The organism is Actinokineospora globicatena (assembly GCF_024171945.1).
Lineage (GTDB): Bacteria > Actinomycetota > Actinomycetes > Mycobacteriales > Pseudonocardiaceae > Actinokineospora > Actinokineospora globicatena.
This window is the reverse complement of the sequence record NZ_JAMTCR010000002.1, coordinates 1,556,730-1,567,829: the sequence shown is the minus strand read 5'-3', so window position 1 is coordinate 1,567,829 and position 11,100 is coordinate 1,556,730. Positions and strand designations below refer to the sequence as shown.

The following is an 11,100-nucleotide window of genomic DNA, read 5'->3' as shown; positions in this document are numbered from 1 at the left end:
TCAGCTCCCCTTCGCCGGGACGACCTGGAGGTACACCGCCGTCAGCACGAAGTTGACGAAGAACAGCAGCAGGAACGTGATGACCACGGACTGGTTCACCGCGTCCCCCACGCCCTTAGGCCCACCCTTCGGGTTGAGCCCTCTATAGGCGGCCACGACCCCGGCGATGAACCCGAAGATGAGCGCCTTGAGCTCACTGATCCAGAGATCTGGGAGCTGGGCTAGCGCGGAGAAGCTGGCGAGGTAGGCCCCGGGGGTGCCGCCTTGGAGGACGACGTTGAAGAAGTAGCCGCCCATGACGCCGACAACGCTGACGAGCCCGTTGAGCAGTACGGCCACGAGCATGGCGGCCAGGACTCTAGGCACGATCAACCGCTGCACCGGCGAGACGCCTAGGACCTCCATGGCATCGATCTCCTCGCGGATAGTGCGAGAACCGATGTCAGCGCAGATAGCGCTACCGCCCGCGCCTGCGACTAGAAGCGCGGTGACCAGAGGCGCGGCCTGCTGGATGATCGCCAGGACGCTCGCCGCTCCGGTGAACGACTGCGCTCCCAATTGGACGATCAACGTCCCGAGCTGCAGCGCGACGATCGCGCCGAACGGGATCGCCACCAGCGCCGTCGGCAGGATCGTGACGCTGGCGATGAACCAGCACTGCTGGACGAACTCCCGGCCCTGGAACGGCCGCCGGAAGATGTTGACCACCACGTCGATGCCCAGCGCGCACAGCTTCCCGGTCTCGCGCAGCGCGCCAGCCCCGGGGAACGACCTGGTCGCGGCGGTCACGGTCGACCACCCGGCCAGGCCGGGATCTCCTGGGTGTCGTCGTGCGCGGGTCGCGGGCTCGGCGCGGTGAGGCCGTAGCGGAGGCGGTCCTCGTGGGTGAGCGAGGCGATGATGCCGTCCTGGGCGGCGGTCGGCAGCGCGTGCAGCACCTGCATCACGCGGTCCTTGCGCCTGCGCACGGCCTGGCGCTCGGGGAGGCCGGGGGTGGGTTCGAGCTGGGGGACGATGCCCCGCAGGTCCTCTTCGGACGACCCGTCGGAGTGACCTGCCGCCGCGTGCGCCTCCTCCTGGGCGATCTGGGCGGCGTCCTTCTCCTCGGACATCCCGATCGGCCCGAGGCGGCGACCGTTGAGGAACTGCTCGACCACCGGTTCGTCGCTGGTCAGCAGCACCTCGCGCGGGCCGAACATGACCAGTTCCTTGCGGAAGAGCATGCCCAGGTTGTCCGGCACGGTCCTGGCGAGGTTGATGTTGTGCGTGACGATCAGGATGGTGGCGTCGATCTGCGCGTTGAGGTCGATCAGCAGCTGGCTCAGGTAGGCGGTGCGCACCGGGTCGAGGCCGGAGTCCGGCTCGTCGCACAGGATGATCTCGGGGTCGAGGACCAGGGCGCGGGCCAGACCGGCGCGCTTGCGCATGCCGCCGGAGATCTCACCGGGGAGCTTGCGCTCGGCGCCCTGCAGCCCGGTCAGCTCGAGCTTGTCCATGACGACGCGCTTGATCTCGGCCTCGGACTTGCGGGTGTGCTCCCGCAGCGGGAACGCGACGTTGTCGTAGAGGTTCATCGACCCGAACAGCGCGCCGTCCTGGAACAACACCCCGAACAGCTTGCGCACCTCGTAGAGCTCGGCCTCCGAACAGGTCACGATGTCGACCCCGTTGACCACACACCGCCCGCGGTCCGGCTTGAGCAACCCGATCATGGACTTCAGGAACACCGACTTCCCGGTCCCCGAAGGCCCCAACATCACCGAAACCTCCCCCGGCGGCAGCGTGAGCGTGACATCCCGCCAGATGGCCTGACTCCCGAAAGACTTGGTCAGCCCCTCGACGACCACCTCGGCGCCCATCGACCCTCCCAACCCGTCCCCGCCCCGCTCACCCCTGCACAACGAGGGCGACCCAACCGGGTTACTACGAAGTTACTGCCGAGTTGGAAAAGTACTCGGATCCCTCCCCATACGCTCAACCGGGTTATGACTTAGCCCACACCGTAACTATGGGCTAGTGATCGTGACTCATGGTGTGCACCATCGAGCACTTGGCACCAGCGCCGTGGTGGAGCGCGTGTCGGCCAACGTCGTCGGCGGGTGGCGGGGCAACGTTGGCGGGGTCTTGGCCAGTCGTCGGTGGTGGGCTAGGGCTGGCGTGGGGACTTGGTGGAGCGCGGGGGTAGCCATGCCACTAGGGACTTGGTGGAGCAGGGGCAGTTAAGGCGGGGCGTTCGCGGGCTGGGAACGCCGAAGAGCCCGGCACCGTGGGGGTGCCGGGCTCTTCGGGAAAGCTGGAACTACTTGACGGAGATCTTGGCGCCAGCGGCCTCGAGCTTCTCCTTGGCGGCCTCGGCGGCCTCCTTGGCGACCTTCTCCAGGACGGCCTTGGGGGCGGCCTCGACGAGCTCCTTGGCCTCCTTGAGACCCAGGCCCGAGACGACCTCGCGGACGACCTTGATGACCTGGATCTTCTTGTCGCCAGCGGACTCGAGGATGACGTCGAACTCGTCCTGCTCCTCGGCGGCCTCGGCCGGGGCGGCGCCCGGGGCGGCGGCGGCGACGGCGACCGGCGCGGCGGCGGTGACCTCGAAGGTCTCCTCGAACTGCTTCACGAAGCCGGAGAGCTCCAGGAGAGTCATCTCCTTGAAGGCGTCGAGCAGCTCGTCGGTGCTGAGCTTCGCCATGGTGGCGTTCCTTTCACTAACACACCCGGTTGAGCGGGCGCGAATTATTCCGGGTGGGGTGTTCAGCTCTCGGCTGCGTCGTCAGCGGGAGTGGAAGCGCCGCCCTCAGCGGCCGCCTTCTTCTCCTGCAGCGCCGCGGCAAGGCGGGCGACCTGCGAGGCCGGGGCGTTGAACAGCCCGGCGGCCTTGGCGAGGTTGCCCTTCATCGCGCCCGCCAGCTTGGCGAGCAGCACCTCACGGCTGTCGAGGTCGGCGATGCGCGCGACCTCGTCGACCGTGAGCGGGCGGCCATCCATGTAGCCGCCCTTGATGACCAGACCCTTGTTGTCCTTCGCGAAGTCGCGGATGGCCTTGGCGGCGTCGACCGGTTCGCCCTCGACGAAGGCGATGGCGGTCGGGCCGATGAACAGGCTGTCCAGACCTTCCACCCCGGCGTCCGCGGCTGCCCGCTTGACCAGGGTGTTCTTCGCGACACGGTAGGTCGTGCCGGTGCCGAGAGCGCGACGCAGCGTGGTCAGCTGGGCCACGGAGAGGCCGGTGTACTCGGTGACGACGGTGGCCGAGCTGGTGCGGAACTTGTCCGCGATCTCGGCAACAGCGCCCACCTTCTCTGGCTTCGCCATGGGTCGCCTCCTCTCGTGTTCGGGTCGCTGGTCGACCCCCGAGAACGAGGAACGCCCCGGCGCGAAGGCGGCACGGGGCGCGGCTGGGCGTGTCAAGACACCCGGAAGCACTGTCCATGTCCCCCTGCGCGGGCCGCCCACGGTCTGTGGGGCCTTCACCCGCCACTCACGTGACGGGGACCAGCGGTCTTCGGTGAACCAGGCACAAGACTAGCCGTAGTCCCGCGGCGCGCCAAACCGGGGTCGACGGACACGGCATGATGGTCGCCATGGCCGATCACGAGCAGCCGGACCGCGACGAGCACCCGCCAGCCGGACCGCCCGCGATCCGCCCGCCTGGGCAGCCCCCCGCCGTGCCGATGCCCGACGAGGAGCAGTGGCGCCAGTTCCAGGAGTTCCAGCGGTTCCAGGAGTTCCAGCGCGGCCAGGCCGACGGCACGCTCCCCCCGCCGCCCAGCGGCCCGAAGCGGCGCCCGCTGTGGCTGAGGTTGCTGCTAGCTAAGTGGTTCCGCAGGTTGGTCTACCTGCTGGTCGCGCTGCTAGCCCTCTCCTGGGCCTATCAGCACTACCTCGGCAACCCGGACGAAGACCTCCCGGCCTCGCAGACCGGTGGCGGTAAGACCACCAGGACAGTCCTCTTCGCGACCTCCGCCAAGGAAGCCGTGCGCGCCCTCTACGACAACATCGCGCAAGAGGTGCTGCCGGACGCGTGCACCCGGTTCGAGACCCAGGAGATAGAGGACCAGTTCGCCCGGCACTTCAACGCCCCTGATTGTCCTACCGCCGTGAAGCGCCTGCACGCCGAGGTCGGCCGCGCCAACGACTACGCCGAACCGCGCTTCCCGCTGTCGATGGACCTGACCACCCGCACGGACGGCACGGTCGTCATCAGCTCCTGCGAGATGGAGGTCTACGACGGCCCCCGCCTCGGCCGGTTCATCGTCAAGGTCATCCCCGGCTCCCGCGGCGACCAGTGGACGATCATCCGCCACGACGACGAACCCACCCCGTGCCCGGCCACCGCGGTCGAGCCGACCGGCTAGGGGCAGCTGACCTCGACGGTGACCTCGTGGGTCGCGGAGACGCCGCTGCCCCAGTTGCCGAGCACGTCCTTCATCTGCACGCCGTAGTAGGAGTAGACGCGCCAGGGCCCCTCCTGGCAGGAGTACGCCTCGGCGGCGGAGTTGGCGGTGTTCGAGCCGGACGCACCGGGGAAGGTCTTGTCGGTGGTCTTGGTGCCGTCGGGGAACGTGATCTCGTAATAGCTGGGCTCCCAGACTCGGCAGCCGTTCGGCGGCTTCTCCCAGCCGATGCCGAACAGCGCCAGCCAGCCGCACTCGGTCCACAGCATCGGGTAGACGCCGCCGTCGCCGGAGTCGTAGAAGCACAGCCAGCTCTTCATCCGGCGGTTCCCACTGCCGTTGTAGTCGACCCAATCACCGCAGTGCGGCTCGCTGACGGTCTGCGGCGCCGCGGGGGACGCGGTGGCGGAGGCGGGAACCAGGACGGCGCTGAACGCGAGCGCGAGGGCGGCCAACACCCGAGAAGTCTTCATGCGGGCGATCTTTTCGGACCCCCACCACCCCGCGCCCGGCCAGAACCGCGGGCTCACCGGGACGGGTGACTCACCCCGCGGGACGACACGGCCCCCACCCCGTGGCATGACTCGCCCGCACGCCCACCGGCCCTACCGTCGCGGGCATGGATGAGCGCGGCTACGACGGGCTGCAGGCGGTGGTGTTCCTGGTCGGGATCTACGAGGGCCTGCTGCCCCTCGTGTCCAAGGTCTTCGACTGGGACCCGTTCCTGGCGTTCCCGCTGCGGCTGCCCGACCCGCTGTGGTGGATCGTGTCCGGCGCGGTCGTCGTCGGCTGCGCGGTGGCGCTGGAACTGCTCGACCGGGCCAAGAAGCGGGTCGGCTGAACGCAGAAGAGGCCCCGCCGGAGCGGGGCCTCTTCCACGAACAACGACGGACTACGCCTGGGCGTCGTCCTCGAGCAGGTTGCGGAGCTTCGCCGTGTCGACCGGGATGCCCGGGCCCATGGTGGTGGAGAAGGTGATCTTCCGCAGGTACCGGCCCTTGGCGGCGGACGGCTTGGCCCGCAGCACCTCGTCGAGCGCGGCCGCGTAGTTCTCCACCAGCTTGGCCTGGTCGAAGGAGACCTTGCCGATCACCAGGTGCAGGTTGGACTGCTTGTCCACCCGGAAGTTGATCTTGCCGCCCTTGATCTCGTTGACCGCCTTGGTGACATCGGGGGTCACCGTGCCGGTCTTCGGGTTCGGCATCAGACCGCGCGGGCCGAGGATGCGGGCGATCCGGCCGACCTTGGCCATCTGGTCCGGGGTGGCGATCGCGGCGTCGAAGTCGAGCCAGCCGCCCTGGATGCGCTCGATCAGGTCCTCGGAGCCGACCGCGTCGGCGCCTGCGGCCTCGGCCTCGGCGGCCTTGTCGCCGGTCGCGAAGACGATGACCCGGGCGGTCTTGCCGGTGCCGTGCGGCAGGTTGACCGTGCCGCGGACCATCTGGTCGGCCTTGCGGGGGTCGACGCCGAGGCGGATGGCGACCTCGACGGTCGCGTCCAGCTTGACCTTGGAGGTGTCCTTGGCGAGCTGGGCGGCCTCGAGCGGGGTGTAGAGCCGCTCGCGGTCGATCAGCTCGGCCGCCTGGCGGTATGCCTTGCTGCGCTTTGCCATTGCTGTTCCTTCTAACGAAAGTGTGCGCGACCGGCCGGGAAGCGGACCCGCCGCGCGCGGATCAGGTGTGGTGCGAGCCAGCGCGTGGCCCTCCCACGGGTACTGCGGTGGTCTTATTCGACCGTGATGCCCATGGACCTGGCGGTACCCGCGATGATCTTCGCGGCCTGGTCGATGTCGATGGCGTTGAGGTCGGTCTTCTTGGTCTCGGCGATCTCGCGGACCTGGTCCCAGGTGACCTTGGCGACCTTGGTCTTGTGCGGCTCTGCCGAGCCCTTCTCGATCCCGGCGGCCTTGAGCAGCAGCTTGGCCGCGGGCGGGGTCTTGAGCTTGAAGTCGAACGAGCGGTCCTCGAACACGGAGATCTCGACCGGGATGACGGTCCCGCGCTGCGACTCGGTCGCGGCGTTGTAGGCCTTGCAGAACTCCATGATGTTGACGCCGTGCTGACCGAGCGCGGGGCCGACCGGCGGAGCCGGGTTGGCCAGACCCGCCTTGATCTGCAGCTTGATGATCGCTGCGAGCTTCTTCTTCTTGGGTGGCATTTTCGTGCTTCCTTGTGGCTTCCGGTGTGCGGCGCGTGCGGCGCCGCGGTGGACACACCGCCGACGAATGGCAGCGTCGCGCGGTGTGCCTGCCCGGTCCGATCCCTCGGACCGGTCAGATCTTGGAGACCTGGTTGAACGAGAGTTCGACCGGGGTCTCCCGGCCGAAGATCGACACCAGGACCTTCAGCTTCTGCCCGTCGGCGTTGACCTCGCTGATGGTGGCGGGCAGCGTGGCGAACGGGCCGTCCATGACGGTGACCGACTCGCCGATCTCGAAGTCCACCTCGACCGTGCTACCGCGGCCGCCACCGGTCGACGAGCCCTTGGCCGCGGCGGGCTTGGCCTCCTCGACCTGCGGGAGGAGGAACTTGAGCACCTCGTCGATGGTCAACGGGGACGGCTTGGAGGTCGCGCCGACGAACCCGGTGACACCCGGGGTGTTGCGGACCGCGGACCACGAGCCGTCGTTGAGCTCCATCCGGACCAGGATGTAGCCGGGCAGCACCTTGCGCTGCACCTGCTTGCGCTGGCCGTTCTTGATCTCGGTGACCTCTTCGGTCGGCACCTCGACCTGGAAGATGTAGTCCTCCATGTCGAGGGTCTGGATCCGGGTCTCGAGGTTGGTCTTGACCTTGTTCTCGTACCCGGCGTAGGAGTGCACCACGTACCAGTCGCCAGGCGCGGACCGCAGCGCGTCGCGCATCTCGGCGACCGGGTCGGCCGGGGACGCGTCGATCGGCGCGGCCTCGGCGGCCACGTCGTCATCGGCGTCGGCGTCGTCGTTGTCATCGTCCGCGTCGTCGACGTCCTCGGCCTCGACCGAGGTCTCGGCGTCGGCCTCCTCGGTGTCCGCCTCGACGACCTCGTCCGTGCTGACCTCGTCGGTGCTCTCGGCGGGGTCATCGGCGAGGGTCAGGTCGCTCGCGGGGGCCGCGCCGTTCTCGGAGGTCACAGTTGGTCTCGCTTCCTTTCGTGCAGCACGTGTCCGGCGGGGCGGCGGGGACTCAGCCGAACAGCCAGAACACGCCCTTGCCCAAGCCGACGTCCAGGCCCGCGACCAGCGCCACCATGAACGCGACGAAGACGAGCACGACGGCGGTGTAGCCGATCAGCTGCTTGCGGGTCGGCCAGATGACCTTGCGCAGCTCGGCGACGACCTCGCGCAGGAAGCGGGAGATCCGGCCGAAGATCGAGCCCTTGTCGTCCTTGCGGTCACGAGCGGGCGTCGGGCGGCCCTTGCGGTCGGCGGCGGTCGAGTCGGCCTTGGCCGACTTCTCCGGCCTGGCCTTCGCCCGCGCCTCGGGCTTGCCGTCGGCGTCCTTGCGCGCGGCCGGTCGAGCCGCGCCCCGGCGCTCACGCCGGGCAGCGGCGGTGGACGGACGAGATGGGCGCTCCTGCCCCTCTTCCCGGTCCTGGTCCTCGGCCACGCTTCCTCCGCTCGATGGTGTTACCCGGCCCGGCGCGGGGTCAACCGGACCGGACGTTCAACGCAGGGGCGACAGGAATCGAACCTGCAACCTGCGGTTTTGGAGACCGCTGCTCTGCCAATTGAGCTACACCCCTTCGCACTCCGCTGGCCACTCTACCGGCGGACCGCGTTCGGACGCACTCCACTATCCCCACCGGAAAGCCCGAGGGGGACGGTCAAGTCGTTCCAAGCACGAGAGCATACGGTACCGGTACCGCAGCTCCTAAACCGAGCCCCGATCAAGGCCCTGACCTGCCGGTTCGCCGTGGTGATCAAGAACACGGCGAACCGGCGGGACGATCAGGCACCCAGCGAGCGGACCGCGGCGGCGAGCCGGGCGATGCCCTCGGGGATCTCGTCGACGCGCACGCCCGAGTAGGCCATCCGCATCGTCGAGCGGCCGCCCTCCAGGAGGAAGTCGGTGCCCTTCACGAACGTCACCCCGCGCTCCTCCGCGGCGGGCAGCAGCTCGCCGACGTCGATGCTGTCGGGCAGCTCCACCCACATGAAGTAGCCGCCCTCGGGAGCGGTGAACTTCGCCTCGGGCAGGTGCTCGGCCAGCGAGTCGCACAGCACCTGGACGCGCTCGGCCAGTGCCGCGTTGACCGTGGCCACTGCGGACTCGAACCGGCCGCCGATGGCGAACTGGTGCACGATCGCCTGCGCCAGCATGTTCGGCGAGATGTAGGTGTTGGTCGCGGCGACGCGGATCTTGTCGATCAGCGCGGCCGGTCCGACCAGGTAGCCGACCCGGGTGCCGGGGGCCACCGTCTTGGAGAACGAGCTGGCGTAGACCACGCGGCCGCGGCCCTCGTCGAGCTCGAGCATGGTCGGCAGCGGCTCACCGGCGAAGCGGATCTTGACGTACGGGTCGTCCTCGAAGATCAGGAAGTCGTACTGCTCGGCCAGCTCGAGCAAGCGCTTGCGCTTGGCAAGGCCCAGCGTGTAGCCCGCCGGGTTCTGGAAGTTCGGGATGATGTGCGCGAACGTCGGGCGCAAGCCACCGGCGAGCAGGTCGGCCAGCTCGTCGGTGTCGATGCCGTCGACCGCTAGCGAGACCGGGCGCACGTCGGCACCGCGCTGGCGCAGGCCGAGCAGCGTGCGGTCGTAGGTCGGGCGCTCGACGACGACCGGCTGACCGGCGGTGACCAGCTGGTCGAACAGGAACGCGTCGGCCTGCATCGAGCCGTTGGTGACCAGGACCTGGTTCTCGTCGACACCGTGCTGGTCGGCGAGGTGCTTGCGCAGCGGGAGGTAGCCGACCGCGGTGCCGTAGCCGAGCGCGGCGCCAGCGGACTTGGTGAGTGCGGCGTCCGCGGCGGCCTTGAGGCCTTCCACGTCGATGATGTCGAGGGAGGGGGCGCCGCGGGCGAAGGAGATGAGTTCAGATGCCGTCACGCGTGGAATCTAGATGAACCGGGCGTGGCATGGCCGTCGGGGTCGACCACGCCCGGCAGCGACTACGGGCGCACGATCGCGATGGCCTTGCCGAGCACCGCGCGGCCGTCGAACTTGGCCGACAGGTCGACCCGGATGGTGCCGTCCTCCAGGATCGCGCCCACCTTGCCGCTGAGCTCCACCAGCGCGCCGGTGTCGTCGTTGGGGACGACCACGGGGCGGGTGAAGCGGGCCTGGTAGTCGACCAGCGCGCCCACGCCCCAGCCGGTCACGACCCGACCGGCCAGCGCCATGGTCAGCATGCCGTGCGCGATGACGTCGGGCAGGCCGACGCCCTTGGCGAACGCCTCGTTCCAGTGGATCGGGTTGAAGTCCAGCGCCGCACCGGCGTAGCGGACCAGGTCCGCCCGGGTGATGCGCACCCGCAGCTCGGGCAGGACGTCGCCGACGGCGATCTCGCTCATGCCTGCTCCTGCTCGGCGTCGCGCACCACGAGCAGCGCCCTGGTGGTCACCCGGGGCTCGCCGGACTCGGTGCGGATCTCCGCCTTGAGCGTGATGAAGTCGTTGCCCGCGCGCCGCGAGACGCTCTCCACGACCGTGGTCACCGCGAGCCGGTCACCGGCCACGACCGGGCTGTGGTGGGTGAAGCTCTGGTCCCCGTGCACCATCCGGCTGTAGTCCAGCCCCAACTCGGGGTCGTTCACGATCCGGTTGATCGACGCCAGGTTCACGATCGTGGTGAAGGTCGGCGGCGCCACCACGTCGGCGTAGCCGAGGGCCTTCGCCGCCTCGACGTCCAGGTACTCCGGGCGCGGGTCGCCGATCGCCTCGGCGAACTCCCGGATCTTCTCCCTGCCGACCTCGTACACCGACTCCGGCGGATACTCACGCCCCACGAACGACTGCTCAAGCGCCACGCGGCAACCCTACCCACCCACGACGGAGGCCATCCCACACAGGTGGGATGGCCTCCGGTCGGTACAACGCACCAAGGCCCACCGCGGGCGGTGAGCCTTGTCGAACCCGTCTTAGCGGGTTTCCTTGTGCAGCTTGTGGGTCTTGCAGTTCGGGCAGAACTTCTTCAGCTCCACCCGGTCCGGGTCGTTGCGCCGGTTCTTCTTGGTGATGTAGTTGCGGTGCTTGCAGCTCTCACACGCGAGCGTGATCTTCGGCCGCACGTCAGTTGAAGCCACAACAACCAGCCCTTCACAAACATCAACAACCCCACGGACAGCCAACCCGCCCTGGGGGTCCGGGGGTCACCCCCGGCTGGGCACCGGATACTCCACCCCCCGGCTGGGGGTCCGGGGGCTCGCCCCCCGGTTGGGGCCTGGGGGCTAGACCCCCAGAGGCAATGGCGAAGCGACGCGGCCGGGGCTTTCACCTGGCACACATCGCCCATCGCGTAGCGGTGGCCGGACTTGAACCGGCGACGCAGCGATTATGAGCCGCTTGCTCTACCAACTGAGCTACACCGCTGTGACATGGATCAAGCCGCGCCACACCGCAGACTTACCCGGTGTACCGCAGCCGAACCGTCGAGCCCCTTTACGGAATCGAACCGTAGACCTTCTCCTTACCATGGAGACGCTCTGCCGACTGAGCTAAAGGGGCTTGTCCTCCAGGGTTCCCCCTGGCGACGTGGAGTACTTTACACAGCCCTCCGCGAAGCTCCAAAACG

Annotated in this window: 15 protein-coding genes and 3 tRNA genes; 2 read left to right on the top strand and 16 right to left on the bottom strand. The window is 68.7% G+C overall.

The genetic code is table 11. The features are described from left to right. The 4 genes from LV79_RS07610 to rplJ form a co-directional block, all read right to left on the bottom strand. On the bottom strand, nt 1-789 hold the full coding sequence (locus LV79_RS07610) for an MlaE family ABC transporter permease (RefSeq protein WP_253833504.1): 789 nt from the start codon (nt 787-789) through the stop codon (nt 1-3). After that, nucleotides 786-1,859 carry an ABC transporter ATP-binding protein gene (locus LV79_RS07605; RefSeq protein ID WP_253833502.1) on the bottom strand — a complete coding sequence of 358 codons (1,074 nt, stop codon included), beginning with the start codon at nt 1,857-1,859 and terminating at the stop codon, nt 786-788. The genes LV79_RS07610 and LV79_RS07605 overlap by 4 nt, the downstream gene beginning before the upstream one ends. Before the next feature lie 440 nt (nt 1,860-2,299). Next, nucleotides 2,300-2,686: a 50S ribosomal protein L7/L12 gene (gene rplL / locus LV79_RS07600; RefSeq protein ID WP_204449085.1), complete on the bottom strand. Its 387-nt coding sequence runs from the start codon at nt 2,684-2,686 to the stop codon at nt 2,300-2,302. A gap of 62 nt (nt 2,687-2,748) precedes the next feature. Continuing rightward, entirely contained in the window at nt 2,749-3,309 is a 561-nt protein-coding gene (rplJ, locus tag LV79_RS07595) for a 50S ribosomal protein L10 (protein ID WP_253833500.1), read from the bottom strand. 269 nt (nt 3,310-3,578) lie between these two features. Here rplJ and LV79_RS07590 point away from each other — a divergent pair, with 269 nt between their 5' ends. Further along, complete coding sequence (locus tag LV79_RS07590) at nt 3,579-4,352, top strand: hypothetical protein (protein ID WP_253833491.1); 774 nt, start codon at nt 3,579-3,581, stop codon at nt 4,350-4,352. On the opposite strand, the gene LV79_RS07585 is transcribed toward LV79_RS07590, so the two are convergent. Next, entirely contained in the window at nt 4,349-4,864 is a 516-nt protein-coding gene (locus LV79_RS07585; RefSeq protein ID WP_253833489.1) for a hypothetical protein, read from the bottom strand. The genes LV79_RS07590 and LV79_RS07585 overlap by 4 nt on opposite strands. A gap of 146 nt (nt 4,865-5,010) precedes the next feature. On the opposite strand from LV79_RS07585, the gene LV79_RS07580 reads away from it, so the two are divergent. Further along, nucleotides 5,011-5,232 (top strand): hypothetical protein, encoded by a 222-nt coding sequence (locus LV79_RS07580; RefSeq protein WP_253833487.1) that lies wholly within the window; start codon nt 5,011-5,013, stop codon nt 5,230-5,232. Nucleotides 5,233-5,283: 51 nt separating this feature from the next. Here the strand turns inward: LV79_RS07580 and rplA are convergent, their stop codons facing one another. The 11 genes from rplA to LV79_RS07525 all read right to left on the bottom strand — a co-directional run bounded on the left by rplA (nt 5,284) and on the right by LV79_RS07525 (nt 11,033). After that, complete coding sequence (rplA, locus tag LV79_RS07575; RefSeq protein ID WP_253833485.1) at nt 5,284-6,003, bottom strand: 50S ribosomal protein L1; 720 nt, start codon at nt 6,001-6,003, stop codon at nt 5,284-5,286. Nucleotides 6,004-6,116: 113 nt separating this feature from the next. Further along, on the bottom strand, nt 6,117-6,548 hold the full coding sequence (rplK, locus tag LV79_RS07570; protein WP_253833484.1) for a 50S ribosomal protein L11: 432 nt from the start codon (nt 6,546-6,548) through the stop codon (nt 6,117-6,119). Nucleotides 6,549-6,663: 115 nt separating this feature from the next. Further along, complete coding sequence (gene nusG, locus LV79_RS07565) at nt 6,664-7,503, bottom strand: transcription termination/antitermination protein NusG (RefSeq protein WP_253833483.1); 840 nt, start codon at nt 7,501-7,503, stop codon at nt 6,664-6,666. Nucleotides 7,504-7,555: 52 nt separating this feature from the next. After that, nucleotides 7,556-7,978 carry a preprotein translocase subunit SecE gene (gene secE, locus LV79_RS07560; protein WP_253833476.1) on the bottom strand — a complete coding sequence of 141 codons (423 nt, stop codon included), beginning with the start codon at nt 7,976-7,978 and terminating at the stop codon, nt 7,556-7,558. A gap of 63 nt (nt 7,979-8,041) precedes the next feature. Beyond that, nucleotides 8,042-8,114 (bottom strand) — tRNA-Trp (locus tag LV79_RS07555). A 205-nt stretch (nt 8,115-8,319) separates the two neighbouring features. Continuing rightward, entirely contained in the window at nt 8,320-9,417 is a 1,098-nt protein-coding gene (locus tag LV79_RS07550) for an aminotransferase-like domain-containing protein (RefSeq protein WP_253833474.1), read from the bottom strand. 62 nt (nt 9,418-9,479) lie between these two features. Continuing rightward, nucleotides 9,480-9,881, bottom strand: a complete 402-nt coding sequence (locus LV79_RS07545) for a MaoC family dehydratase (RefSeq protein ID WP_253833472.1) — start codon at nt 9,879-9,881, stop codon at nt 9,480-9,482. Then, entirely contained in the window at nt 9,878-10,336 is a 459-nt protein-coding gene (locus tag LV79_RS07540; protein WP_253833470.1) for a MaoC family dehydratase N-terminal domain-containing protein, read from the bottom strand. The genes LV79_RS07545 and LV79_RS07540 overlap by 4 nt, the downstream gene beginning before the upstream one ends. 111 nt (nt 10,337-10,447) lie before the next feature. Next, entirely contained in the window at nt 10,448-10,612 is a 165-nt protein-coding gene (rpmG, locus tag LV79_RS07535) for a 50S ribosomal protein L33 (protein ID WP_092777594.1), read from the bottom strand. 213 nt (nt 10,613-10,825) lie between these two features. Next, nucleotides 10,826-10,898: transfer RNA gene (locus LV79_RS07530), tRNA-Met, on the bottom strand. Between the two features lie 62 nt (nt 10,899-10,960). Further along, a tRNA-Thr gene (locus tag LV79_RS07525) sits at nt 10,961-11,033 on the bottom strand. Between the last annotated feature and the right edge of the window lie 67 nt (nt 11,034-11,100).

Coding starts and splice junctions, on each gene's coding strand:
- LV79_RS07605 (WP_253833502.1), bottom strand. CDS start 1,859: ATGGGCGCCGAGGTGGTCGTCGAGGGGCTGACCAAGTCTTTCGGGAGT.
- rplL (WP_204449085.1), bottom strand. CDS start 2,686: ATGGCGAAGCTCAGCACCGACGAGCTGCTCGACGCCTTCAAGGAGATG.
- LV79_RS07580 (WP_253833487.1), top strand. CDS start 5,011: ATGGATGAGCGCGGCTACGACGGGCTGCAGGCGGTGGTGTTCCTGGTC.
- rplA (WP_253833485.1), bottom strand. CDS start 6,003: ATGGCAAAGCGCAGCAAGGCATACCGCCAGGCGGCCGAGCTGATCGAC.
- LV79_RS07590 (WP_253833491.1), top strand. CDS start 3,579: ATGGCCGATCACGAGCAGCCGGACCGCGACGAGCACCCGCCAGCCGGA.
- rplJ (WP_253833500.1), bottom strand. CDS start 3,309: ATGGCGAAGCCAGAGAAGGTGGGCGCTGTTGCCGAGATCGCGGACAAG.
- rplK (WP_253833484.1), bottom strand. CDS start 6,548: ATGCCACCCAAGAAGAAGAAGCTCGCAGCGATCATCAAGCTGCAGATC.
- LV79_RS07545 (WP_253833472.1), bottom strand. CDS start 9,881: ATGAGCGAGATCGCCGTCGGCGACGTCCTGCCCGAGCTGCGGGTGCGC.
- LV79_RS07585 (WP_253833489.1), bottom strand. CDS start 4,864: ATGAAGACTTCTCGGGTGTTGGCCGCCCTCGCGCTCGCGTTCAGCGCC.